20 protein-coding genes and 2 pseudogenes are annotated in these 25,810 nt (G+C 47.9%); 8 read left to right on the top strand and 14 right to left on the bottom strand.

All coding sequences use genetic code 11. The features are described 5' to 3' along the window. The first annotated feature begins 4 nt into the window (after positions 1 to 4). Positions 5 to 700, top strand: coding sequence for a dethiobiotin synthase (bioD, locus tag HRE53_RS10495; RefSeq protein WP_235110367.1), 696 nt, complete (start codon positions 5 to 7; stop codon positions 698 to 700). A gap of 8 nt (positions 701 to 708) precedes the next feature. Here bioD and HRE53_RS10490 read toward each other — a convergent pair whose 3' ends face one another. The 7 genes from HRE53_RS10490 to HRE53_RS10460 form a co-directional block, all read right to left on the bottom strand. Next, entirely contained in the window at positions 709 to 1,212 is a 504-nt protein-coding gene (locus HRE53_RS10490; RefSeq protein WP_235110365.1) for a hypothetical protein, read from the bottom strand. A gap of 160 nt (positions 1,213 to 1,372) precedes the next feature. Next, positions 1,373 to 1,570 carry a hypothetical protein gene (locus tag HRE53_RS10485; protein WP_235110363.1) on the bottom strand — a complete coding sequence of 66 codons (198 nt, stop codon included), beginning with the start codon at positions 1,568 to 1,570 and terminating at the stop codon, positions 1,373 to 1,375. A gap of 107 nt (positions 1,571 to 1,677) precedes the next feature. Next, positions 1,678 to 2,160, bottom strand: coding sequence for a hypothetical protein (locus HRE53_RS10480; RefSeq protein WP_235110361.1), 483 nt, complete (start codon positions 2,158 to 2,160; stop codon positions 1,678 to 1,680). Between the two features lie 116 nt (positions 2,161 to 2,276). Then, complete coding sequence (locus HRE53_RS10475) at positions 2,277 to 4,373, bottom strand: FAD-dependent monooxygenase (protein WP_235110359.1); 2,097 nt, start codon at positions 4,371 to 4,373, stop codon at positions 2,277 to 2,279. Between the two features lie 242 nt (positions 4,374 to 4,615). Continuing rightward, positions 4,616 to 5,785 (bottom strand): pyridoxal phosphate-dependent aminotransferase, encoded by a 1,170-nt coding sequence (locus tag HRE53_RS10470; protein WP_235110357.1) that lies wholly within the window; start codon positions 5,783 to 5,785, stop codon positions 4,616 to 4,618. 154 nt (positions 5,786 to 5,939) lie between these two features. After that, positions 5,940 to 7,517 carry a bifunctional pantoate--beta-alanine ligase/(d)CMP kinase gene (locus HRE53_RS10465; protein ID WP_235110356.1) on the bottom strand — a complete coding sequence of 526 codons (1,578 nt, stop codon included), beginning with the start codon at positions 7,515 to 7,517 and terminating at the stop codon, positions 5,940 to 5,942. Positions 7,518 to 7,713: 196 nt separating this feature from the next. After that, the gene (locus HRE53_RS10460) at positions 7,714 to 8,610 is read right to left on the bottom strand and encodes a peptidoglycan recognition family protein (RefSeq protein WP_212663389.1); all 897 of its coding nucleotides are present in this window, start codon (positions 8,608 to 8,610) and stop codon (positions 7,714 to 7,716) included. 429 nt (positions 8,611 to 9,039) lie between these two features. Between HRE53_RS10460 and HRE53_RS10455 the strand changes: the two genes are divergently transcribed. Further along, positions 9,040 to 9,954 (top strand): retropepsin-like aspartic protease, encoded by a 915-nt coding sequence (locus HRE53_RS10455; RefSeq protein WP_235110355.1) that lies wholly within the window; start codon positions 9,040 to 9,042, stop codon positions 9,952 to 9,954. A 9-nt stretch (positions 9,955 to 9,963) separates the two neighbouring features. Here HRE53_RS10455 and HRE53_RS10450 read toward each other — a convergent pair whose 3' ends face one another. The 3 genes from HRE53_RS10450 to HRE53_RS10440 form a co-directional block, all read right to left on the bottom strand. Continuing rightward, positions 9,964 to 10,392 carry a peptidylprolyl isomerase gene (locus tag HRE53_RS10450; protein WP_304518423.1) on the bottom strand — a complete coding sequence of 143 codons (429 nt, stop codon included), beginning with the start codon at positions 10,390 to 10,392 and terminating at the stop codon, positions 9,964 to 9,966. A gap of 86 nt (positions 10,393 to 10,478) precedes the next feature. Next, positions 10,479 to 10,670 (bottom strand): 30S ribosomal protein S21, encoded by a 192-nt coding sequence (gene rpsU / locus HRE53_RS10445; protein WP_010476171.1) that lies wholly within the window; start codon positions 10,668 to 10,670, stop codon positions 10,479 to 10,481. A 168-nt stretch (positions 10,671 to 10,838) separates the two neighbouring features. After that, positions 10,839 to 11,126 (bottom strand): RNA-binding protein, encoded by a 288-nt coding sequence (locus tag HRE53_RS10440; protein WP_235110354.1) that lies wholly within the window; start codon positions 11,124 to 11,126, stop codon positions 10,839 to 10,841. A gap of 285 nt (positions 11,127 to 11,411) precedes the next feature. On the opposite strand from HRE53_RS10440, the pseudogene HRE53_RS10435 reads away from it, so the two are divergent. The 4 genes and pseudogenes from HRE53_RS10435 (at position 11,412) to HRE53_RS10415 (ending at position 19,709) form a co-directional block, all read left to right on the top strand. Further along, positions 11,412 to 14,751 (top strand): annotated as a pseudogene (locus HRE53_RS10435) (valine--tRNA ligase). Between the two features lie 4 nt (positions 14,752 to 14,755). Further along, entirely contained in the window at positions 14,756 to 15,631 is an 876-nt protein-coding gene (ylqF, locus tag HRE53_RS10425) for a ribosome biogenesis GTPase YlqF (RefSeq protein ID WP_212663384.1), read from the top strand. Between the two features lie 961 nt (positions 15,632 to 16,592). After that, positions 16,593 to 18,023, top strand: coding sequence for an alpha/beta hydrolase (locus HRE53_RS10420; RefSeq protein ID WP_235110353.1), 1,431 nt, complete (start codon positions 16,593 to 16,595; stop codon positions 18,021 to 18,023). A gap of 501 nt (positions 18,024 to 18,524) precedes the next feature. Then, positions 18,525 to 19,709, top strand: a complete 1,185-nt coding sequence (locus HRE53_RS10415; RefSeq protein WP_235110352.1) for an AAA family ATPase — start codon at positions 18,525 to 18,527, stop codon at positions 19,707 to 19,709. Between the two features lie 173 nt (positions 19,710 to 19,882). Here HRE53_RS10415 and HRE53_RS10410 read toward each other — a convergent pair. Then, positions 19,883 to 21,122 (bottom strand): annotated as a pseudogene (locus HRE53_RS10410) (IS256 family transposase). 308 nt (positions 21,123 to 21,430) lie between these two features. On the opposite strand from HRE53_RS10410, the gene HRE53_RS10405 reads away from it, so the two are divergent. Beyond that, on the top strand, positions 21,431 to 21,754 hold the full coding sequence (locus HRE53_RS10405; protein WP_235110351.1) for a hypothetical protein: 324 nt from the start codon (positions 21,431 to 21,433) through the stop codon (positions 21,752 to 21,754). A gap of 185 nt (positions 21,755 to 21,939) precedes the next feature. Continuing rightward, complete coding sequence (locus HRE53_RS10400; RefSeq protein WP_235110350.1) at positions 21,940 to 23,136, top strand: nuclear transport factor 2 family protein; 1,197 nt, start codon at positions 21,940 to 21,942, stop codon at positions 23,134 to 23,136. 24 nt (positions 23,137 to 23,160) lie between these two features. Here the strand turns inward: HRE53_RS10400 and HRE53_RS10395 are convergent, their stop codons facing one another. The 3 genes from HRE53_RS10395 to HRE53_RS10385 form a co-directional block, all read right to left on the bottom strand. After that, positions 23,161 to 23,694 carry a peroxiredoxin family protein gene (locus tag HRE53_RS10395; RefSeq protein ID WP_212663379.1) on the bottom strand — a complete coding sequence of 178 codons (534 nt, stop codon included), beginning with the start codon at positions 23,692 to 23,694 and terminating at the stop codon, positions 23,161 to 23,163. 180 nt (positions 23,695 to 23,874) lie between these two features. Then, complete coding sequence (locus HRE53_RS10390) at positions 23,875 to 25,140, bottom strand: Y-family DNA polymerase (protein ID WP_255801367.1); 1,266 nt, start codon at positions 25,138 to 25,140, stop codon at positions 23,875 to 23,877. Beyond that, the gene (locus HRE53_RS10385; RefSeq protein WP_235110348.1) at positions 25,137 to 25,568 is read right to left on the bottom strand and encodes a LexA family transcriptional regulator; all 432 of its coding nucleotides are present in this window, start codon (positions 25,566 to 25,568) and stop codon (positions 25,137 to 25,139) included. Before HRE53_RS10385 ends, HRE53_RS10390 begins: the two co-directional genes overlap by 4 nt. Between the last annotated feature and the right edge of the window lie 242 nt (positions 25,569 to 25,810).

Here is a 25,810-nt window from a genome sequence, read left to right as displayed (position 1 = left end):
TGCTGTGACACAGACTCTTTTAATTAGTGGTACAGATACAGAAATTGGCAAAACAATTGTTACATCAGCCTTGGTGGCTTATTGGCAGATGTATCGGCCACATGAAAGGATTGCGGTCTGTAAACCGGTGCAATCTGGGCTAGGAGATCGGGAATGGTATACCGAGGTTTTTGATCTAAATCAATCTCCTGAAACCTTGAACCCTCTGTATTTCGAACAACCGCTAGCCCCCCCATTAGCAGCAAGGCGGGCAGGTCAGGTGGTTGATTTATTACCCGCTTGGCAAGCGGTGCAACAGTTGCAGGCTCAGTTTGATTGGGTGTTGGTAGAAGGTGTAGGCAGTTTAGGCTCTCCAGTCACAGATGAGTTGATCGTTGCTGATATTGCTAGGGATTGGCGGTTTCCCATTGTATTGGTTGTGCCAATTCGATTGGGGTGTATGGGACAGGCCGTTGCCCATGTAGCTTTAGCACGACAGTTTGGGCTGGATATCAAGGGCATCATTTTGAATGCCACGGGTGTATTATCCACAGAAGAAATACAGCAATGGGCACCGATCGACATGATCCAAGCCCTGACTCAGGTGCCAGTGATTGGGCAGGTGCCTCATTTGTCTGATCCGACTAATCGAACAGTACTTGCTGAAGTGGCCTCTGGGTTGGATTTAGAGGTATTAGGGGCTTTAAGCTATGCAGGGTAAGATTTGATTCAAGATTGCCATCGGAACTTCCAGGATAGGTAGAGCGGCAATTGGTAAAACTCTGCCAAAATCCATAAGGCGATTAAGCCATGGGTTAAACCGACGATGCCGATCCAAAGTAACGGAAATGAATGGGCAGAGTTGTCTAATGGCGGAAACATGTGGTGCATGATCCACAGAATCGTTGGGGGTAACACAGTAAGACCGCTACAAAGGAGCCAGATTCCCAACGGAAAATCAATGTCAGGGTGATGAAGAGGGTGCCAATGCTTGCGCGCCCAGCGCCAACCAATCGCTGGAGTACGATCTGCTAAACAAATGGATTGCTGGTTAAGGTTGGCTGAAAAGATATGATTGCATGTGCTACAGGCAAAGGCATCCATTAAAATTAGGCGATCTAATTGGCCATTACGACAGACAGGACAAGGATAGCTCTGTTCATAATCAAGTGTTGAAGGGAAGACTTGAGCCATTGTTATGGTGGCAGGATGCCAATAAAAGGCCAACAACAATATTACACCTATCCTTGATTTACATATGCCCCATCAGATACGGAATGTAACGTTACCAGGCTGCCTGCTCGCTTAGAGTGAAAACTAGTTGATATAACTGTCTATGAGTATTAAGCCTGCAATAAATAGTTTTTATGGAGTTTTTCTCTGTTTTAGAGGATTAAGCTTGCATTTCTGTCTGAATTTGCTGCAATAGCGACTCGATTTGGGCTTTAATCTCTAAGTACTCAGCTTGGTGATCAGATTTATAGACATGCTTGACGGTCTCAACTAGGCGAGCGTCGTTGCTGTTCGTAGAGAGGGTGGGAACAGACTGCTGAGCTGCGGCTGGTTGAGAAATAATTGTTTGACTAGTCATTTATACTCATCTACCTGCTGCTTTGGGCTACCATTCTAGACCGAAATCTTCCCTAAATTAAGAGACCTATAGAACACTTTCTAAATTGCCTCATGGAGCTAAAGCTTTCATGAAATTTTAGAAGGAGTGGTATCGGAGGAGGAGGTGGAAGTGTCCCTAGAACCTTCGAGGAGGTGGGTGTCGGAACCGTTATGGGCAATCAGGGTAGTGAGTTCTAAGATTAACTTCTCTTGTTCTCGGTGATGATGATCTAGACGTTTTAAGAGGGTTGAGACTTGCTCAGTGCTTTTACCCTTAGACCATTTGTTGGACTTAGGAGGATTTAAGGGGGCTGCAGTTTTTCCTAATAGCCATCGCACCAAAGAATAGGGAGATTTGAAGATTGTAAATAGAAGATGTCTGATGCCACTGCTAATCCACCCCAAGAGGATTTGAATAATGGCTAATAGTACTAAGAGGCTGATAACGGCCAGGATAGGATGACCTACCATCCAAGAGAGTGCAGGATAACTGGCTGCTAAACTTTGAAACCACCTGTCTAAGGCAGTTTGTACAGGATTGATGGCGAAGCTCAAATGCTGTAAACCCATACCAACTCCTCACCTAGGATATCTACAGTGATGTTGCGATAGTCGTGGGAATTAGCCTTACTATACGGCGTGGATACCGACAACTCCAAATCTCTGGCGGTGAATGCTTTGCTGATTTAACCAGAGAGACTGGAGACGGTTTCACTGGTGGGCACTTTGATCTCAGAATCGGATGGAGAATCAGTAAGGGGCGGCAGACGTAGGAGGAGTTGGGGTTTACCCATTCCATAGGTTAACCGATAACACCAGCTTAAGAGCTGCAGCCAGAGATGAGGCCAACGTTGAGATAAAGGAGTTTGCCAACGCTGTAAAAGCTGGGGTAACCAGCCACTAAAGAAAAAGGCGAGGATGGTGGTCCAGGTAAAGGTGAGGTAAGTGGGGACCCAGTTGAGCAGTTCTTTCAGGCCAATAGCACGGGCTACCCACCAGGGGATTTGGGGCATGCGCACGCCCGCTTTCAGAATGGTACGGGTCATAAATAGCCAGCCTCCGCGATCTTTGATGAAGTCATCGACTTGATCGGGGGGTTCAGTACTGAGAACGCCAAAGAAAGCATTGAGGATGGCGTTAATCCAATAGGGCGGTAAGGTGCTTTGCGGTTTAGCCATCATTCCACGAGAGAAAATCCAGGTGGCGGCTAGGTTGTCTTGGTAGGCATTGACCAGTCCGAGAGCTTCGCCTGATAAGAGGTTATTTTGTAAGGCGGTATGCAATAAATGGGTGACCCGAGGTAGGTTGCGAACTAAAGAGCCGAACCCGGTGAAGATCAGGGGAGAATTTAAGGACGCTGCATCGCCAATGGAGAGGATGCGATCGCACCCCGGTAACCGATCTTGGGCATTGCGGCTAAAGCGTCCTGGAATATAGCCAAAGGCAGCTTTTCGCCATTCCAATTGATCTAAATCGCAGCGGCGATAGTCCGGTAAACAGGCAAAGAAATCTTCAAAAAGCTCTAGTAAAGACCCTGGATTCTCTGGGGAAATCTGATGGTAATAGAACAAATAAATGGTGATATCGTTGCCTTCGCCAGGAAACATTTCCCAGATCAGCTGGCGACCACGACTGGTATCGCCGTTGGTAAATAGAGGCTCCCCATAATTTTGGTCCCACACGCCCGGAGCAAAACCATCTTTAACCACACCACCAATCGTTGGACAAACACTATCAAAGGCCTGTCCGCCATTAATCTGTTGGGCAATTTGCGAGGCAGTACCCATGGCATCGATCAGCAGTCGGGACTGCATATAAGACACTTGATCGGTACTTAAGTCTCGCACCTGCATCGTCACAGAGTCTGCTTCTAAATAGGCTTGCTCAAATTCTGTGCATTCAAAGATTTGGCCTCCAGCGGCCAACAGTTTTTCCCCACAAAGCTGCAGCAGCCGATCACAGTCCATGGCAACATTGAGAACGGTTGGTGTATAGAGAACGGAAGACCGAGCTGCAGGTGGATTATTGCCACTAAAAAACTGATTAAAATTATCTTTGTATTCGCGAGCAATTAACGTTTCTAGCTCTTCTGCTGTCAACAAACCGACATCAACTAGGGTTTGTAGTTCACTGCGCGAAATATTCCACTCCCGGTTCATGCGACCAAATTTAATGCGCTCCACTAAGGCCACTTTGTAGCCTAAGCGAGCCATCATGGCTGCGGTCAAAGCCCCTAGGGCACCGCCCACAATCACAATATCCCAGGTTGAATCCGGTTCTGCTGGTGGTGCAGTATGCATAATGGGCTGAACTTTTGGCGGTTGGGGGCCGAGTTTTACGGTGTCTCGCCAGCGTTTTTCCCACCAATAGGCGCGCTGCAAGTCTGCCTCACCATTAGGAATGTTTTGGAAGTATTTTGCCGTTAATGGGTAATAGGGGGCTAAGGCTGAAAAAATATCAGTTTGGGACAGATCAATTTCTGGGAAAGGTTTGGGAGCGTAGGGGAAAACGGATTTGAGCGTAGCTTCAAAGGTATGGATCCACTCTTGTTGTCCTGATAATGGCTGATCAGACCATTGCATGACTTTCAGATAGGTGGTGTTGAGATGTTGCCACAGAAACACGACGAGTTTCGCGGGACCTGTTGAAATATGTATCCCTGACGGGGTGGATGTCAGAACGCTAGCACTTAAGCCCAGCGTTTCTGCGGTTTGCTGATGCAACCAAGTTTGAACGGCTGCTAGATCCGACGTGGGAATTTCCAGGTAAAGAAGTTGTTTCATGAGTTGGGCAAGACCCTAAACAGCACAGCTCTAAGGTTGCTCGCGGAAAGGATGAAAGGCGAGCATTTACCCCCAAGATGTGAATGGGCAAAGCAGTTATCCATTATTCAGTGAATCTTATGCAAAGCATACCGTTTCATCGGAAACAACGGCTGAGATTGCTAAGCTTTGACACATTTATTGGGGCTTGATGGCTGTGCGCGAGCCACTTTCAGGCAGATAGGGTGTTACAAGAAAAGGATCTAGGGGCTAACGGTCGTAATGAACTGGGCAAGCCGTTCTATACCTTGCTCAATACTCGTTTGATCAGTTGCGTAGGACAGCCGAATACATTGATCGGCCCCGAAGGCGACGCCGGGAACAGCTGCTACATGACACTGTTCAAGCAAGGCTTCACAAAAAGCGATGGATCCTAAGCCCGTAAAGCTAATATCTGGAAACATATAAAATGCCCCTTGGGGTTGGGGACAGGTCACACCAGGAATATCCGTCAGGAGCTGAAACATCAGCCGACGTCGTTGATCAAAGGCTTGGCGCATAATGTCTACGCAATCTTGGGAGCCTTCCAGAGCGGCGATGGCACCATATTGAGCGAAGGTACAAACATTAGACGTACTATGGCTTTGCAGTCGTCCCACTGCTTGAATGAGTTCCAAGGGACCTGCTAAATAACCAATCCGCCATCCTGTCATCGAATACGCTTTGGCAAACCCATTGCTGATAATGGTTCGTTGAAATGCTGCCTCACTAACTGCGCCGATGCTGAGCTGTTCAGCACCATCATATAAAATTCTCTCGTAGATTTCGTCAGACACGACCCAAATGTTGGCTGCGACAATAATCTCAGCTAGTGCCGCAATCTCGGCAGGGGTATAGACCATCCCTGTGGGATTGGAAGGAGAATTGAGGACTAATAGGCGAGTGTGCGGTGTAATGGCTGCTTGGAGCTGGGCAGGTGTGATTTTAAATCCGGTTTGGGCATCGGTGGCTAAGGTGACCGGGACTCCCCCAGCCAGTTTCACCATCTCGGGATAACTGAGCCAATATGGCGCTGGAATTAAAACCTCATCACCAGGATTGAGGAGTACCTGCATCAAGTTGTAGAGTGATTGCTTGCCCCCATTGGTAACGAGCACATTCTCAGTTTGGAAATTTAAGCGATTCTCGTGCTGTAATTTATGGGCAATCGCTGCTCGCAGTTGAGGCTCGCCTGGGGCCGGGCCATATTTGGTTTTCCCTTGATCTAATGCCTGTTTGGCAGCGGCTTTGATGTGCTCAGGGGTGTCAAAATCGGGTTCGCCAGCACTAAAGCTTAAGACATCAATACCGTCAGCCCGCATTGCTTTTGCTTTTGCTGAGATGGCTAAGGTCAAGGATGAAGACACCTGACCAATGCGGTCTGCCAGTTTCATGCTGACTCCGAGATTGAGGACGGGGAACTATTTGGAATAGCATACCGCACCCTCTTAAGAAGCAAATCAGAATTCCCTCTTAAGAATTTAATCTTCTCCTGAAAGGCAGTGGATCGGCAGCGAGAGATGGATAGTGTCAATGCAAGCAAGAGATTTATGCTTGGGCTGGAAATCGCTCTTGGTAAAGGGTCGTGATTTGGGTGATGACCTGCTCAATCGTCATGCCATCCGTGTTGATTTCTATGGCATCGTAAGCCTTGCGAAGGGGGGCAAATTCTCGTTGACTATCCTGTTGATCGCGACTGGCAATCAGGTCTTCTAATTCAGATTGGGTTGGGGAGGGTAAGTTCTGATCCTTTAAATCCTGTTGGCGACGACGGGCGCGTTCTTCAATAGAAGCCGTTAAGAAGATTTTGAGTCCCGCCTCAGGAAAGACATGGGTGCCAATATCTCGACCTTCGGCAATCAGGCCACCCTGGCGACCTAAGCGTTGCTGTTGTTTGACGAGGGCTTCTCGAACTGGGGGTTGAGCGGCAACCGCTGACACCTGGGATGTCACTTCTGGGGTGCGAATGGCTTGGGTGACCTCCTGTTGGTTCACCCAGACTTGGGGAGGTTGTTGAGGGTCTGGATGGGGTTTGAGTTCGATATTGCAATCTTCTACAAGCTCTGCGATCGCAAACGTGTTTGAGACCTCAACTTGCTTGTCTAGGGCCAGCCAGGCTATGGCTCGATACATAGCTCCTGTGTCTAGGTATTGCAATCCTAAGGCTTGGGCACAGCGGCGGGTGACCGTTGATTTGCCCGCACCTGCAGGCCCATCCATGGCGAGGATAGGCCTGCGGGCATCCAAAAGTATATTGTCGATCAGCCGAACAGAGCCAACGCGGGCGGCAACCGCGACCAGGCCTTGGGTAGTGATGTGCTCTAAAGGCTGCAAAGTTAAAGGATCGACCAGATCGATATAGTCCACCTCAACCTGGGGTTCTTTGGCTAAGGTTTGGGCCACCGTAGTGAGGACGGAGTTGCGATCGCAACTTCCCCCCTGAAAAGTGTGTTGAGCCGCTTGCAGGCTATGGTGCAAAATGGTTGCTTGTTGTGCTTCTTGAGGATTCAAATACTGATTGCGAGAACTCAAGGCCAGGCCTGTCGCTTCACGAATGAGCCTGCAGGGGACCACCGTGACATCTAGATTTAAATCCTGGACAAGACGCTGAATAATGGTCAGCTGTTGGGCATCTTTTTGGCCAAAGTAGGCCCGAGTAGGCTGGACAATATTCAACAATTTCAAAACAATGGTCGCTACCCCTGTGAAATGATCGGGGCGATGGGGGCCACAGAGGTTCTCTGTGAGGGAGGCCGGTGGAATTACTTGGGTGAGGGGATCGTCGGCGAGAATCGTGTCTATAGAGGGGGCAAAAATAGCATTTACACCCTGCTCTTGGCACAATGCTTGATCTTGATCCAAGGTTTGCGGGTATTCTGTCAGGTCTTCATGGGCAGCAAACTGGAGAGGATTGACGAAAATGCTGACAATCACACATTGATTTTCTTGGCGAGCCCGCTGAATCAGGCTGAGATGCCCAGTATGCAACGCCCCCATGGTTGGCACCAAGCCGATCTGACCAATGACTGTGCTGGAGGGGCTTGCGCTTTCATTGAGGTTGCTAGGAAAACAGTGCAAGAAATGACGAAGTCCTGACACCGTTCGAATAATAGGCACATTGTCCATGGCAGTTAGAAAAAAGGGGCAGACGGCAGAGCCAGTGCTTTGGCAAAGCGGACCGATGATAGGCGTGACTGGCTTTGAAGCTAGTGTATCGTCTGGCGGTTGACGGTGTCGTCAGTCTAGGGTCTAGCAGAATAATAGGGTGGCTATATTTAATGCCTTGCTATATCGGGGCTTCACGCGGGGTTGAATGGATGAATTAGGACCGTGCGTAGAACTGCTGGAGCATGGAGTTGAATTTAGAGAAGTCAAAGCTACGGGGATCGGAACGCTCGCCAGAACGGTCAACGCCTGCATGGGTGGTGACGCGTTGGCTGGGAACCCCAGTGCGGGCAATCAACCAGGCGAGGGATTGGTATTGGGCCTCTGAATAGCCCCTATGGCTTGGGCCATTGTGATTCCCGTCTGGAGGGGTCTCCAGGGCAATGTGATAGGCAAAGTTATTGACGGAGGCTGGTAAGTCTGGATTGGTTTTGACGGCTTCAGGACCATTAGCTCCTACAAATACGGAGTTGCCTGCACCAAATGCTCGATTCTCAGGGGGGACAAGATAGACGATGGTGCCATCGAGAAAAATTAAGGCATGGTAACTGGCTTGATCTTCATCCCGAGGATGAGGGGTTTGAAAGTGACGGATGGCACTCATGCCGGAGCCAACGGTCTCATGGAGAACGATCAGCCAGTTATTTTGTACCGGTTGTCCTTGAGCGTTGTTAACGAACCGTTGTCCATAGTTGGTTGGATGAACGGTGGCTTTAACTTCTCTAGGTTGAGGGTAGGAAGAAGAAACGCTGGTCAGGGGACGCTGGGGAACAGGAGGCGGTGGCGCAATGGGAGCTGGATTATTAGGGGTCGGGGCAGTTGTCAGGGGTGCAGTCGGTGGCACGACCTCTGGATCAGCTAGGACAATATCTGACTCCACCTCTGGCAGATTCTCAGGTGTTGGGGCAGGAAACCCTGAGGGGGCAGGGCCTTTTTGGGCTGCTGAAGTGGAAGCAGACTCTCTTTCAGTCACACTCCAGAAACCGAAGGCACTGGTGATCAGGCCAGCTGCAACCGATAACACCAGGGTTAGGAAAACGTTGCTTTTAGTCATGGTTGATAAGGTCTTCCCACCTGAATTTGGATAAATAAGGGGCCAACAGCCATATTGAACCGGGTAAATCCCTTGAGAATGACTTCAATTTGTAGACTCTAAATTTCTACTTATAAAGATCATATACGTCAAGAAACTATAAAAAAAGTCAACAATATCACTTTTTCTTCAGATGAAGCGCTAAAAACGACCTAGGCTCCATATCTTGTATGCCCATTTTGCAGAGGTAGTGCAACGGGTTGGGCAGGATGGATGTAGCCCATCAGGATGTAAAGAATGAGGTAGCAATGAGTTTGAGGAAAAAATGGGTTTGCATGGCCCTGTGTCTATGGGGGAATCTCTGTAGCATGGGTTTGGCCCAGCCTATTCCCCAAGTGGAGATGGCTGAACCGGTGGGGGTATCAGCAAAAGGAGAGGACGAAGACTCACGTGGATCCCGCCCTGGTCTCTGCCATTGTTCAGCTACAAGGACTGAAAGTACCTGAGCCTCGGGTGCAGGGTGCAGCTCGACTGCCCCTGTTCACTTTGCCGGGAACGTCGGTGTATACCATCAATGCCCAATTGCAGGGGCTGCCCACCCGATGGTTAGTGGATACCGGGGCATCGACCTCGATGGTGGCCACGCCTGTCGTAGAAGCACTGGGCCTCAAAGGGAAACCTATCCCTAATCAACGGTTGTCCTTTGCGGTGGCGGGGAATGACTGTCCTAATATGAATGCGACGCTTCAGCAGTTACCCCCACTAGAACTGGGAAAGCTCCAAGTCAAAGAACTGCATAGTCTCCAGTTTGCCAATACGGTCATTCCCGCAGAATTGTCTGGGGTATTAGGGATGGATGTGCTGAGTCAGTTTGATCTACATCTGCATCCCGGCAAAGCAACCCTGAGTTTATTACCACCCACGCCATTGCCTGTCGATGCGATCGCAGCTGCAGTTCCCCTAGAGCAAAAACTAGGGGTGATGGTGGCGCAGCTCCACATCAATGGTCAAGGTCCATTTCGGGTATTGTTAGACACGGCTGCGGATAGTACCTTTATTTCTGAGCCGGTGGCGGCAAAACTTAAATTAGATGTAGCGACGTTGAGTCCAATTCAAATTCGAGGGTTTTGTGGCTTGGAAAACGCGATGCGATCGCAACTGGATTCCGTCACCCTCCATCGATATCAGCAGCGCAATCTAGATGTAATCGTCTTATCTTCCAGCATTCTCAAAGTACTGAAAGTAGACGGTATTCTAGGTCAGAACTTTCTCCGTCACTATCAGCAATATTGGCGATTTAATTCAGGTGGAGAGCAAGGCAGCTTGTTACTGGTGCCCCTTGTCACCTCAACGTCTCCCCGCTAAGGCCGCTGATTAAGCAATGCTGACCAATTCAATCTCAAACGTTAAATCTTCTCCTGCTAGGGGATGGTTGCCATCTAGGGTGACTTGATCTTCAATGATCTCACTGACCATCACCGGAATGACTTGTCCCTCAGGGTTTTTGATCTGCAACTGTTGACCAACTTCTAAATCGAAATCGCTGGGAATTTGCTCTCGGAGGACAGTAACCACCATATCTTCATGGCGGGGTCCATAGGCTTGATCGTAGACAATCGTCTCAGTCTTAGAATCACCAGGATTCATACCAATGACAGCTTGCTCAAACCCTGGAATGACTTGTTGTCCACCAATGGAAAACTGCAAAGGCTCACGCTCTAAGGAAGAATCGAAGACGGAACCATCATCCAGCTTTCCCGTGTAGTGAATCGATACGGTATCTCCGACTTTGGCTGCTGCCATGATTATGCTCCTGAGATGAATGAACGGCACCAGTGGACTAACACGTTATTGGCCCACTGGGTCACAAGCGTAATGAACACCTTTGTCTACCTACGACCACGCATTCTACGTCGTTCTCGGTGTCTGGCAGTCATTTTCCGCTGTCGCTTTTGAGCGGGAGTCTCAAAATGGCGGTTCTTTTTCATGTCGGCAAAGATGCCGGCTCTAGATACTTTCCGTTTAAATCGACGCAGCGCGGATTCTAATTGCTCATCGTCTCCAAGGACCACTTGGGTCATTCAATATTCTCCAACTAATAGGGTTAAACGTCTGGATGCCAGGAATTACTGTATACCCAAATATAAAAGCAGATAAGAGAGAATGGGTTGCTACCCTTATCTGATAAAACTTGCAACGGTTACTGTTGCTAGGCTTGAGCTTACCTCAACCCTATGAAGATATTGGGGTTAATATCTTTGGCTGCTGCCCCAGCCACTGCTAGTCGGTCTGGGGGTGCGAGGCTTGGCTTTGTTGACCTTTAGAGTCCGTCCCATCCACTCAGCACCATCTAACTCTTCGATGCCTTTGTCTTCGTTAGCTTCGTCCTGCATTTCTACGAATCCAAAACCACGCTTGCGACCTGACTCACGATCTACAGGAAGCTTGACTTGTTTGACCTCCCCATATTCCGCAAAAACTGCGGTCAAATCGTCCTCTGTAACCTCATAAGATAGGTTACCGATGTAAACTGTCATACCTTACCTTCAAAAATCAAATGAACAACGTATCGAGATTGGGATGCGGAGGTAAGTCAACTAACTCAGGACGAAAGGATAACTTTTCTTGAATCTAGCCAAAACTTGGCCTACCGACGTTTGGTCTCTCCGGTTATTCTAGCGTTACTGCCGCCAAGTTCAAAGAGGCAAATGATCGATCCTTGTGAGGAAAGACCGACAGGCAGAGGTAAATATGGCAGAATTTAATCTAATGATGCCTTAGTGTACAGGCTTATATTCTCATCTTTAAAATATTTTAAGTTTATGATTGCCACCGCTCCGTCCCTATCTAGCCAATATGATCCCGCGGCAACAGAAGCCAAATGGCAAGAAAATTGGGAAGCGAACGACGTATTTAAAGCTGATCCGAACCATGGGGGGTGACCCCTACTGCATCGTTATTCCCCCACCGAATGTGACGGGCAGTCTGCATATGGGCCATGCCTTTGAAGCGGCGCTCATTGATGTGCTGATTCGTTACCATCGCATGATTGGTGACAATACCTTGTGGTTACCGGGGACGGACCATGCCAGTATTGCCGTGCACACGATTTTAGAGAAGCAGCTGCAGGCGGAAGGCAAAACCCGCTACGACATTGGCCGCGATGAATTTTTAGAACGGGCTCAGCGTTGGAAAGCTGAATCCGGCGGCAGAATTGTCCATCAGCAGCGACGGTTGGGAGTCTCTGTCGATTGGACCCGTGAGCGGTTCACGATGGATGAAGGACTATCTAAAGCAGTTAACAAAGCCTTTGTGCAAATGCATGAAGAGGGGCTGATTTACCGTGGCAATTATATGGTGAATTGGTGCCCTGCTAGCCAATCTGCGGTCTCCGATCAAGAAGTAGAGAATAAAGAAGTGGATGGCCATCTCTGGCACTTCCGCTATCCCCTCAGCGACGGCTCTGGCTTTGTTGAAGTCGCCACCACTCGCCCAGAGACCATGCTGGGGGATACGGCAGTGGCGGTGAACCCTAAGGATGAACGCTATCAAGACCTGATTGGCAAAACTATTAAGCTGCCGATCACGGAGCGCGAGATTCCGGTGATTGCCGATGAATTAGTAGATCCAGAATTTGGAACGGGTTGCGTCAAAGTTACCCCTGCCCATGATCCCAATGACTTTTCTATGGGGCAGCGGCATAATTTGCCTTTCATTAATATCCTCAATAAAGATGGTTCTCTGAATGAAAATGGCAATGTTTTTGCGGGATTGGATCGGTTTGAAGCCCGTAAACGGGTGATTGCTCGCTTGGAAGAAGAGGGCTGTTTGGTGAAAACAGAAGCGTATCGTCATAGCGTTCCCTATAGCGATCGCGGCAAGGTACCGGTTGAACCCTTGATCTCAACTCAATGGTTTGTGAAAACGGACCCCTTAGCTAAACGGACCTTGGCATTCTTAGATGATCAGACATCGCCCGAGTTTGTCCCTGAGCGCTGGACCAAGGTGTATCGGGATTGGCTGGTGAATCTTCGAGACTGGTGTATTTCCCGCCAGCTCTGGTGGGGACACCAAATCCCAGCTTGGTATGCCATCAGCGAAACTGAGGGCGAAATTCGAGAAGATACGCCTTTTGTGGTGGCCGAAAATGCAGAGTCAGCGCAGCAAAAAGCGGTGGAACAGTTTGGCTCTGAGGTGCAATTGCTCCAGGATCCAGATGTTTTAGATACCTGGTTCTCGTCAGGATTATGGCCCTTTTCCACCTTGGGCTGGCCGGAGGAAACGGCGGATCTTTCGACCTACTATCCCACCGCCACTTTGGTGACCGGTTTTGACATTATTTTCTTCTGGGTCGCCCGGATGACTTTGATGGCGGGCCACTTTACTGGAAAGATGCCTTTTAAGGATGTCTATATCCATGGCTTGGTGCGGGACGAAAATAATAAAAAAATGTCGAAGTCGTCCAATAACGGGATTGATCCGTTGATCTTGATCGACAAATATGGCACTGATGCCCTCCGCTATACCCTGATCCGCGAGGTGGCTGGTGCAGGGCAAGATATTCGCCTGGAGTATAACCGCAAGACCGATGAATCTACTTCTGTAGAAGCTTCTCGTAACTTTGCCAATAAGTTATGGAATGCTTCTCGATTTGTGTTGATGAACCTGAATGGGCAAACGCCAGAACAGCTTGGGCAGCCTGCGATTGCTGATCTAGAACTCGCAGATCGTTGGATTTTGTCCCGATATCATCGCCTGGTGCAGCAAACCCGCAATCAGGTGGATGCCTATGGTTTGGGTGAAGCTTCTAAAGGTCTGTATGAATTTATTTGGGGTGATTTCTGTGACTGGTATATCGAACTGGTGAAGCCCCGACTGCGTCAGGAAGGTACTACTTCCCAGCGTGTGGCCCAGCAAACCCTTGCCTATGTATTAGAGGGAACGCTGAAGCTCTTTCATCCGTTTATGCCCCATATTACGGAAGAGATTTGGCAGACCCTGACTCAACCGACCTCAGAACAATATTTAGCCAGTCAGCCCTACCCAGAAGCAGCTGATATTCAATTAGTGACAGAAACGGTGCTGCTTTCTCCAGATAGTGCTGATGTCCCTGTAGAAGAGGCAACGGCAGATCCTGAGCCATCTGCTGCACCGGAGACAGAATCGACCGCTCAAGCGAGGGATGAGACCTTGGAGCCAGACCCTGAAGTTCATGACTTTAACTGGCGAGATGCCGTCCATATCTTTGGCGAGTTGCCAGCGTACCTCGGCCGTTTTCTAGATGTGAATCAAACGGTCTTACTGTGGGTCTGTGTCTTCTTCCTGGGTATTATCAGTCTTGCGGTTACGGCAGCAGTATTAGGTGCGATTAATCACGTCCCTCTATTAGGCAGCGCCTTTGAATTAATTGGTTTAGGCTATTCTCTGAACTTTGCCTATCGGCGTCTGCTCTGGTATGACGATCGCCAAGCCTGGGTCGAATCCTTGCAAAAGAAGAAAGATGAAATTTTGCCATTGCTGAGTGATCCCAAGACTTTGGAGACAACGGCGGAAGCCTTAGGTGGGGATTTGGCTTTGGCAGAGCCTGCGGCAGTCGAACCAGAGCTCCACGACGAAGATGACTTTATACCTAAAAATTCACAGCCAGAGCCAAATTCCGCTGATTTCACAGCCTGGGTTGATCCGGGGCTAGAAGAGCAGTTCGAGCTAGTCATTGAGACCATTCGCACCATTCGCAACTTACGAGCAGAAGCCAGCATTAAGCCAAAGCAGCCCATTAAAGTGATTTTGCAAAGCGAAAGCGATCGCGAACGACAAATCCTCACAGCCGGTCAAACCTATCTCCAGGATCTGGCGAGAGTAGAGTCTTTGAGCATCACTCCAGCAGTAGAAGGGGAAGTTAAACAAACCATCATTGGTGTGGTTGGTACGGTCCAAGTCCTTCTACCTCTTAGCGGTGTAGTGGACGTTGAGATCCTGAAAGCCAAGCTAAATAAGGATCTGAAAAAAGCAGACGCAGAAATTCGGTCCAGTAGTGGTCGGTTGAACAATGCCAATTTTGTGGAGCAAGCCCCACCCGCAGTGGTTCAGGGCGCTCGTGATACCCTGGCTGAAGCCGAAAAGCAGGCTGAGATTTTGCGCGATCGCCTAGAGCGACTCTAGGGCTATGTCTACTCCCCCCATTCAGTGGTATCCCGGTCATATCGCCAAGGCTGAGAAAGCCCTAATTGAACAACTCAAAAAAGTTGATGTGGTTCTGGAGGTGCGAGATGCTCGTATCCCCCACTCTAGCCACCACCCTCAAATTCAGAGATGGATTGGGGAAAAGCCTCATGTATTGGTGTTGAATCGGATTGACTTGGTTACGCCGGTTTCCCATCAGCTTTGGCTCGATGCTCTGAAGGCAGAAGGTCTAGTGCCTCACTGTACAGATGCTCAGCATGGTAAAGGTATTAAGGCCGTGATTACAGCAGCGGAAAAAGTAGGGGTCAGTATTAATCAACGACGGCGAAGCCGCGGTATGCGACCTCGCCCAGTGCGAGCAGTGGTGCTGGGGTTTCCCAATGTGGGTAAATCTGCTTTAATCAATCGCCTGCTGAAGCGACGCATTGTTGAAAGTGCTCGCCGTCCAGGGGTAACCCGTCAGCTTCGTTGGGTACGTGTGTCTCCAGATTTGGAACTTTTGGATACCCCCGGTGTATTACCCGCTAAATTGGATAATCAAGCAGCGGCCTATAAGTTGGCTATTTGCGATGATATCGGCACTGCCGCCTATGAAAATCAGTTGGTGGCGACTGCTTTAATTGAGCTGATCCAAGCGCTAGAGTCATGTGATCCTAAGCGTGGATTTTTGCCTGACAAGATTCTGCAAAACCGCTATCAAATTGACCCCACATCCTTGACTGCTGCAGATTATTTGGAAACAGCGGCTGAACAACTGCATCAAGGGGATCTAGAGCGCATGGCCCAGAAAGTTCTGAACGATTTTCGCAAAGGTCTTTTGGGGAAGGTTACGCTGGAGTTACCACCTGCTAGTCTTTAGCCTTGGCTTTTGTTGCAAGATGTAGCGTAATTTCAGCAGAGGTACTAGAGCATCCGGTAGCCTAGTCACTTTTTCGTTGCTGCTTGCATGGGGCAAGCAAAAGTGGCGAGGCAAAGATGCCTCTCAATTATTCAAGTTAGTCGGCATCTTCGTTCATTGATACATCAGAAGGGGTATCAATGAACGAAGATGATTACCATTGATGTCACGTCTCATTGTTGATGCGAGCCTTTTCATAGCTATTTTTCATCGACAAGACACTCAGCATCATTATTGTGTAGATCGCCTTAAGTTTCTCATTGATGAGCAGCACAGTTTGATTACGACTTTTCCCGTGCTCTGTGAAGTACATAAGCTAATTCAACGGTATACCAACCCAATCCTTGCTCAACAAGCACTCTTTGAACTGGTAGCAGCGTTAAATATTTTTCCTAGGACATTTATATTGACCGATTTGAGACAGGGACGGAGCTGACTGCCTGACATAAGTACCTCAAAGCCTTTAGATACGTAGCTTTTGGATGCTGAATAGCAGGGTGTATAAGGCTAGCTTTTGGCATTGTTCACACGTCAAACGCAACCTAAACGTATTACCAACTCTCTTGCCTTAGGGGCAGCGTTGCTATTCTTACAGTGTAAACCCTTACGAAGAAAAGGCTTTCAGAGATGTGTCAGGCAGTCAGGGGACGGAGTGTTTTCTATGACTTGAAATTGATGAAGCTCCATCACACTGAACCTTGAAACATATCTAACAAAAATGATGCTTGTTGAATAGGGTAGTAGCTGTTATTAACGGACGAGAGAAGACACATAGACTTTCCCAGAAGCATTAATTCTCAACCAAAACTCATCTAGCAAAATAGCATCCTTTCTTCTCTTGTCATAAAGTGCAATATTGAAAAGACTTGAGCAACAATTTTCTGTGATTTTTATTTTTTTTGAAAATTATTTAATTTACTATATGAACAGCCTTATTTTGCGTCAAAAGATAACGTTAACGGTTATTCGTGCTGGAGTAATAGGAATAGGTTTATCAGCATTATTAGCCGTTGATTTTCGTCATCAAAAAGCGCATGCCAATCAGCTTGAACCTTCCCATATGACTCAGCCAAGGATTCATGTGAATCCCAACATGAATGTAAAAGAAGACAATGATGGGTGGTTGCATCAAAGTTTCATTGTTGAAAGAAGAGATTCTGACCATGTCAGGGCAGGGACAGCTATAGATAAAAGTGCGGGTAAGGGTAAAAACGTAATCAGTAATAGATCCTTAACAGGTGAGCCTGACAATGATCTGTGGCTGAGTATTTTTGAGATTGCTGAACATCCGGATTTTTTAAGTGATTGGATGTTCAAAGATGGTCCTGAGACACTGAGAGTGCTTAAGCCTGGAGAAACAAGCACTCTCACGGGGATCACAGCTCAAAAGATCAAAAGTCGAAGAACTTTAGCTAACGCTTCACCTGTCTTACCTGCCCCCCTCTTTTCTGAGATTCAGCAGTTAGAGACGGTGATTACGCCCAGTGGGGATGCCGCAGATATCTTTGTTCCCCATTGGGCCAAATCTGATCCGAGTGCTAAACCTTTTCCTGTGGCTCTGTTGCTTCAGGGAGCCAATGTAGATAAATCTCACTACTCCGAATATGCCAAAGTGGTTGCGAGCTATGGCTTTGTAGTGGTCATTCCCAATAACTTAAGAATTTGGCCTTTGCCACTCCCTGCGCCAACCACAACAGGGTATTACCCTGAATTGAAATTGATTAATGAGGTCTGGACTTTCATCAAAGATCCGACGGTTTCTCCTGTGGCCGAGGTTATCAACCCAGAGCAATTGGTACTGCTAGGCCATTCGTTAGGAGGGGCTGCAGGATTAAACGCTGTGCAGGGAGGATGTTCTATTCCTAAATGCCTTTATGGTGAATTCAAGCAGCCGGAAGAATTAGTTGCTGCTGTTTTCTATGGCACTCACCTTAAGCCCTATACGGGTGATTCTGTTCCCCCTATAAATAACGACACGATTCCCACGGCTTTAATCTTTGGTGAAAAGGATGGGCGATCGTTTCCCGAGAAGACCAAAGAAACCTATCAGCAGTTAAGGAATCCGCTGAAGGTGCTGGTATCTATCACGGGGGCCAATCATTTTGGCATCACGAATAGCAATGCACCTAAGAACCCAGTCAATACGCCTGCTGTTGTTCCAGCTATTTTCCAAGATCCTAAAGTGCAAGACCTTTCTCAAGCGCTGGCAATCCAAACGATTGGAACTTGGACAGCATTATTTCTCCGAGCGACGGTTCTCGAAGATCCAATGGCCTTGGATGTGATCTTCAGTGGTGCTGGAGATAAAGTAGATAACAATGTCAAGGTCCTGATGCAAGGTCCTTTGCCGTAAATTTGCACGATCTAAAACTTAGCAACTCCAAGCTATTATTCGGTCTTCGACCTGAAAAATTACACTGACAGAGTTCCATCTCAGTTTGGGCAATCTAGAAATGAACCCTAGGCTCTGCCATTGAGAAAGATGTTGAATATGTAAATAAATGGGTTAGAAATGGCGACCACCTAACGTCTATTTCATGGACCAGAATATTCACTTGACACTCTTATCTTGTGCCTTGCTAGTGGCATTGGGCTGCTGCCTAAATGGCGAACATAGTCTTTTTAGGGTGCACAGCATAATATTTCTACCCAAATCGAAAAAATCAGTATGAATTCTTTTTATGATTGAAATCCTTAGGGTTTATGGAGGAATTATGCTGTTTACTCAGTCAATCTACAGCCTTAACTTTTCGGGAATTATCTATTGTTAGACTGATTAAATTTTTCATGAATTTGGGATTAATCAGCCATATCCCAGGTGATGAAAAATCCAATTTATGGGAAATTCGTGCAAATGCGTCAAGACGTCGACCAATATCTTTCTGTACTGATTCGTCAAAAACTCAACTTATGTCTTTCGGAAGGCTGGGTTTATGGACAATTGAAACAGGAGTTTGCGCTTGAACAGGATGAATTGGAAGAGCTTACCAGACGTTTAGGGTTTCAGAAAGGTTGGAATCCAGGTCTGAAAGACTTACTGGAATACCAATGGTCTAAGGATCAAGAAACCGTTCGGACTTTGGAGAGAATTCGGGGACAATCTTTAGTCCCTAAGCCACCCAAACGCACCAATCGCAATCCACCGAGTCAAAAGAGCAAGGCTGCTGAGATTGCTGCCGATCAGAAGCGAAAACATAGTCAGCAAGATGAACTGCAACACGCTCTCAAACAACTTCATGCCCTAACTGGTTTAGATACGGTTAAATCTACAGTTCAGGAGTTAGTCAATATCGCCAAGGTCTCTCAGATGCAGGCAAAAGTCGGCATCAAGTCTCCTGCGATCACGAGACATTTGGTATTCACAGGCAATCCTGGAACAGGCAAAACCACGGTCGCGAGGCTGCTGGGGGAGATTTATAAGCATCTAGGTGTGGTTTCAAAAGGACACTTTGTCGAAGTTGATCGCAGTCTTTTAGTGGCTGAATATGTGGGGCAAACAGCGCCTAAAACCACAAAAGTGATCGAATCGGCCTTGGGAGGGGTGCTTTTTATTGATGAGGCTTATGCACTTGTTGCAGATGGTCGTGGAGATGCCTTTGGGCAAGAAGCAATCAATACACTCCTCAAGCTGATGGAAGACCACAGAGAAAATTTGGTGGTGGTGGTGGCAGGCTACAAAATAGAGATGGCTCGTTTTATTGACTCCAACCCGGGTTTAAAGTCCAGGTTCTCTAGAGCAATCCATTTTGAAGACTATGCACCATCTGAATTAGCCGATATTTTTAAGGCGAGTTGTGAACAGCATGGCTATCTACTCTCGGATCAAACCTTGAAGTCTATGTGCCATTTAATTGGGCAATTTGAAACCCAAGTCGGTGAACTGGGTAATGGTCGATTTGTGAGAAATATCTTTGATCGTTGTGTGGCAATGCAATGTAGCCGTTTGGCTGCTTTATCCAGACCGACTAAGGACGATTTAAGGACGTTTCTTCCTGCCGATATTCCCACTCAAGAGCAACTCACCCAGTCCCTTCTATAAAAGCAACAGAGTTCAGTCATAGGAGGATACTAGAGCCAAGCTGCTACTGCTAGGATTGCTGATAACCCAAAGCTGGTTTTTGCTGCGGTGTTGGGAAGATTAGCTTATGCAGATACAAGCTGCGATCGCACAATAGTGAGAGTGTTTAGATTTTTGTGTAAGCCGTAACGTATTCAATAGTTGAATCGTGTTGGGAACAGAATAGCAAAATGGGACAGCGCCGCCTTCCAATTCAAAATCGGTCTGGTCCATCTCTTCGAGATATTCCTCATCGCCAGAAACATCAATTTGTAGACAGACTCTTCATTCGGGAAGACAGCTTTGGTCTTAATCACCTTTCGCAGTGAGCGATTGAGCGACTCAATGGCATTAGTGGTGTAGATAACCTTTCGGATGGCCATTGGGTACTTAAACAACGGAGCAATATTATCCCAATGCCGTATCCAGATTTGGCTGATGCCAGGATACGTCTGGTCCCATTTGTTGGCAAACGCATCCAAGGCAGCCTCAGATTCCTCCAAAGTGGCCGCTTGATAAATGGGCTTGAGGTCTGCAGCTACGGCTCGACTTTCCTTCCAAGGCACATGGCGCAAACTATTGCGAATGAGATGAACGATACAAACTTGAACTTGAGTATCGGGATAGACCGATTCAATCGCCTGGGGAAAGCCTTTGAGACCATCACAGCAAGCAATCAAGATATCCTGAGCGCCTCGGTTTTTAAGGTCTGTGAGCACTGAAAGCCAGAATTTTGCTCCCTCCCGCTCGGCAGCCCCTATCCATAATCCCAACAGCTCTTTGTTTCCCTCCACAGTTACCGCTAGCGCGACATAGACGGCTCGCTTGCTGACTTGGCCATTGACTTTGATGTTCACATACAGGGCATCGAGATAGACAATCGGATACACCTCATCCAATGGTCTTGAGCGCCAGTCTTTAACCTCCTCCATGACACTATTGGTGACGTCACTAATCAGACCCTCAGAGATATTGGCCCCATACAGCTCCACCAATTGAGACTCGAATATCACGAGTGGTCATGCCACGAGCATATAAGGCGATGATTTTCTCGTCGAGTCCCGCGATACGTCGCTGGCCTTTGGGCACGAGGACAGGCTCAAACTCACTGCAACGGTCGCGAGGAATCGATAGGTCCATCTCTCCTTGTTCAGTCTGGACGGTCTTTTTCGAGTAACCATTGCGACTGTTTCTAGGGCCATGAGAACGCTCATCGACGGAGGATTGATGCAGGTGATGAGTCAATTCACCTGCCAAGGCTCGTTCCACTAGGCGTTTGCTGAGTTGTTTGAGCAGTCCTGATTCGCCCAGAATATCCTCTGGCTGTGGATTCTCTCCAATGAGTTCATCCAATAGCTCATCAACTCGATTGGGTACTTGTTTCTTTCTAGACATGATGCGGTCTCCTGGTGTGTTTGGATTCTAGACCGCTTACACAAAACTCTGATCAGTCTCCAATAGTTCCATAACATTGGCGTTTCACTCTATTTGAATCTGAGGTTATGAGGCTAGAACTGGTTCTTTTTGTATGGCTCATCATCATCTCATCCATTTATGCCTTGTCTATACAGCTAGCCATTGTGCTGCCTGCATTTGACGTTTGGTTTCTATTACTGTTCGCTTCTAGCCTATTTTCTGTAACGCTACTATATTTCTGCAGATCTAAAAAATGGCACTATTTTCTACTGATCCAGCCTGTTGTTGTGCTGGTTGCGTTTTACTATGGGTCACCGATTAGGCCCTTTCTCAGCTTTTACTTTTCTCTGCAGCAAGAGATGACCCTGCCCCAGGTCAGAGCTGCCGTCAGACAGAATTATGAAGGTACCTCGTTTCCCTTGCCGAGTGAAGAGAACTGGAAATCTAGTGAAGAAGAGACGGAAGCCAGAATTTCACAAAAGCTCTATCTGGTTGAGCCTGGTAATTATCTACTTGATTGTGATGGAATCATCATCAGCTTTAATCCAGAGGGTCAAGTGATTGCTGCACGATATACGTCGCTTCTAGTGCCAGAAATAACTGGTTCCTAGCAAACTTCTAAGCAAGTCATTCATGAAGCACGAGTGGATCAGCGAACCTTGAGTAAAATGATATCTGTCTACATAGGTTGCTTTTTGCCAAGGGTTTGAGCAGGCATCAGTTTCAGAAGGTTAGCTTTGCAGTTAATTCGTCTGCTGCTAATACGGCCCATGTCCTCCTTTATCTACTGAACCCCATGACACTCCCAGCCCATCTCCTCATTCAGGCCATGTATGAGGCCATCAATGAGCGTAATGTCGCCCAAGCTCTGGAATATATTGATCCAGACTGTTGTTACCAAGACCTCAACTTTCCTACACCCTTTCAAGGGAAAGCAGCGGTGAAGGATCTATTTACTGAATCTTGTCAGGGAATGCCCGCAGATTTGCTATTTGTGGTGGACGATATTACGGAAGGCGACGCTCTAGCAGTGGGTGTTCTCTGGCATGTAGAGCTAGGCGGCATTCCCCTGCCCAATGGACGCGGAGTGAGCTTTTGCCGACTATCTGAGGAAACTGGCAAACTGATATTTGCACGAGATTTGGTTGAACCCGTTATCAAGCCTGGTAAGGGAGCCTTTGTGATTCTGCGGTTGATTGCTCCCTTGGTGCGCTTATTGCTCAAACCAATCACGGCAGAAGAACAAATAGCGTCCCAGAACTCAGCTAACAGCACAGAACTGCCTGCCCAACAGTTGTGGATATCGAGATTGCTATGGCTGCTGGCAGGAGCCTACATTTACATCTTGTTTTTATCGCCACCGGGACAGATTATGCCCGCAGAGCCGGTGTGGGCGATTCAATCAGAAACCTGGCAAGAAGTCTTGAATGAGTCCCTCAATTTCTTTTTCATTTTGCCTCTGACCAATACCTTAGGCATTCACTACTTGGAGGCTCCTGCTGTCCATCCTGTAGACCAAGCCTTTTTTAACTTTGCGATTGCTTGGATCTTTATTTTCTTACCCCTACTGCTGGCCGATATGCGCAGCCGCAAGCTACCGAAAGTGGCGATCTGGAGTATGGCTCTCTTTCTGACTAATGCTTTTATGATTCCGTATATGGCTATGAGAGCTGCCATGCCGATTCCCGAAGCAGTTCCCTCACCTGCGAAAGGATTCTTGGCTCGTGCCTTTGGCTGGACAGGGCTATTGGTCAGTGGGATTGCACTGTTCTGGTTTGGGTTTGTCGGACCAGAATTTGGCACTGTAGCCGAACGATGCCAATATTTCGGGACTCAGTTAACGACGAGCCGGGTCTCGGTGGCGTTTTGCGTTGACTTGGTATTCTTTACTCTCTTTCAGATTGTGCTATTAGGAGCCGTAGAAACAAGTCCTCAGAAACGTTGGCTGCGATTCATTCCCTTTTGGGGCTTAGCAACTTGGCTGATTATTTAAGTGCTAGGGCGATTAGGTGGTTCTCTACCGTAAACCCTCAAGCAGGGTGAGCACTTCATCTATTCCTGCATTGTGATCGACAAAAGAAAACATATGACGGAAGCGAATTTTGCCGTCTAAATCTACGATATATTGAGCCGGTAAAGGAGCACCTAGAGCTTGCCCTGCTCCATAATTGCGGAAACTCTCACATTTCGGATCATATAAAAAGGGGTAAGGCAGGTCTAAATCAGAAACAACTTGCTCACTCTGTATTTGATCCGTACTGGAGATCATGAGCAACTCTGCCCCCCGATCCATAATCTCTGAGTAGCGCTCCTTCAAATCTTGAATATGGGGATAGCAAAAAGGGCAAAAAAGTTTTTCGGTAAAGATACGAGTAAAGGCGAGGAACACAGGCTGCTGTCCACGGTAGTCCGAAAGTTTGACCAGGTTTCCCCCTACCTGAGGCAGTTCAAAGTCTGGCGCGAGCTGTCCAACAGCAGGTTCTCCTTTACCTGGCAGGGGAACAAAGTTGTTCACATAGCGTTGATTAAAGAACCCTGAACTTTGAGTCATTGGTCACTGCAACTAAATGGCCAAACGCATTGACGTTTTACCCATGAGTGTACGTTGTTTTCCAAATTTGGTGGGCTGCTTAGGTCTATAGAGTCCAATATGCGAAAACATTGCTAACTGCCTTGGAGGTTGGCACCTATCTAAAGTCAGTGGCGTGATCGCAACCTTAGATAGGTGCCCTCAACAACTCGCCACAGGTAACTCTGCCCAACAGGTTGTATACCTCGGCGATCGCCACTTGGACTGCATTTTCCAGGTCTGCTTCACCCCTGAAGCCGCAATGCCTATCGTGCCTCGGCCAAACCGATCATTCACCTCATCCATAATTGACATCAGCCGCTTGCGTTTCTCCCATCCCTCATCTTTTTCCCAGAGATGCCCTTGGATGGTTGTTTCGGGACAGAGACCCACCATTAGTACACCGGCCTTCTGAAATTCTCGCCCCGGCTCATAAATGCGTGCCATTGCTTTGCGGGCAGCCTCGACCATGGCGGGCGTATAGCTAGTGGCAATGGGGAACTGTACCGTTGCTGATTGGCGAAAATACCTCGACTTAAAGGGGCTGGTGCGGGCGAAGACGATCATAGCCTCTGCCACTTGCTGTTGATGGCGGAGCTTCTCTGCCACTCTGGATGCGTAGGTTGCGATCGCATCTTGCAAATCCGCCAACTCCGTCACAGGCTGGCCGAAGGAGCGAGATACACAGATTTCCTTTTTGGGTTTCGCTACTAGCTCCAGTGGCAGACAAGAAATTCCCCGTAATTCATGGATCATCCGCACACCGACCACCCCCATCTTCTGGCGGATCATCCCTTCATTTGCATCTCGTAGTTCCTTCGCTGTGTCAATTCCCTGGCTGAGCAGCCACTTATTGTATTGTCGTCCGATTCCCCAAATTTCCTTAACGGGAAAGGTTGCCAGAATCCCCTCAGCATTGCCCGCTGTGGCAAGGTCAAATACCCCGCCATACTGCTTCTGCTGTTTAGCAACATGATTGGCAATCTTCGCTAATGTCTTGGACGTGGCAACCCCAATCGACACAGGAATCCCTGTCCATTTCATCACCGTTTTTCGAATGTTATGAGAATAGGTCGTGGCCTCAGCAAATTCCGGTATGCGCATAAAGCACTCATCAATGGAATAGATTTCTTGTTCAGGTGTATGCTGCTCCAGAACCGACATGACTCGCTGAGATAGGTCACCATACAATGCATAGTTGGAGCTAAAAACTCGTACATCATGCTGCTGAATTAGGTCTTGAACCTTGAACAGCGGTACGCCCATTTTCAAGCCCAAGCCTTTAGCTTTAGCATTGCCAGTGACCACAACCCCATCATTGTTGGAAGCGATGACAACGGGTTTATGTTGCAAGCGAGGATTAAGAGCGATTTCACAGCTGGCATAGAAGGAGTTGCAGTCACACAGCCCGATTAGACGCCGTTTCAAACCTGCAACCCATGAACCACATAGGTAACCACACCCCACACCTGGAATTCCATCCCGGCTTTGACAACGATGGGCGTATAGTCTGAATTGGCTGCGGCCAATAAGATTGTTTTTTGCGATAACCGTAGCTGCTTGACTGTAAACTCTCCGTTTAAGACAGCAATCACCACGGCCCCATCGACTGGTGTCAGTGAGCGATCCACAACCAATAAATCCCCCGAGAAGATTCCGCAGCCTTCCATCGAATCCCCTTGAACGCGCATCAGAAAAGTCGCGGCTGGACGAGGAATGAGTGCTTCTTGCAAATTCAAATTGTTCTGCAAATGGTCATCAGCTGGAGAAGGAAATCCGGCTGAAATGGGGGCAGCAAGACAAGGCAGACAGAGAGAATCTGCCCAAGAGACAGCATGAACTGAGCAAATGAGCATATTTATAGTGCATATGTACTATAAAAGATTAGCACAGGTTTTCGGGGAATATCGAGTATTATCGGACCCTGACGAAGTTTTATCCGTTTCTTTCTTAAAGATGGACGAGGTCAAATGCGTCTCGTTCTCGAAACTTTGAGTACGACTCCGGTGAGAATGTCCCTCATCTTGACTAGCAACATTGAGAGATCAAGCGATAATCTCGGTAGTGATCAATTCGGTCAAAATCTGCCAGGGAATAT

The organism is Acaryochloris sp. 'Moss Beach' (assembly GCF_021497025.1).
Classification (GTDB): Bacteria; Cyanobacteriota; Cyanobacteriia; order Thermosynechococcales; family Thermosynechococcaceae; genus Acaryochloris; species Acaryochloris marina_A.
Note: the sequence above shows the minus strand (reverse complement) of the source record. Positions and strands in the feature narration are given on the sequence as shown.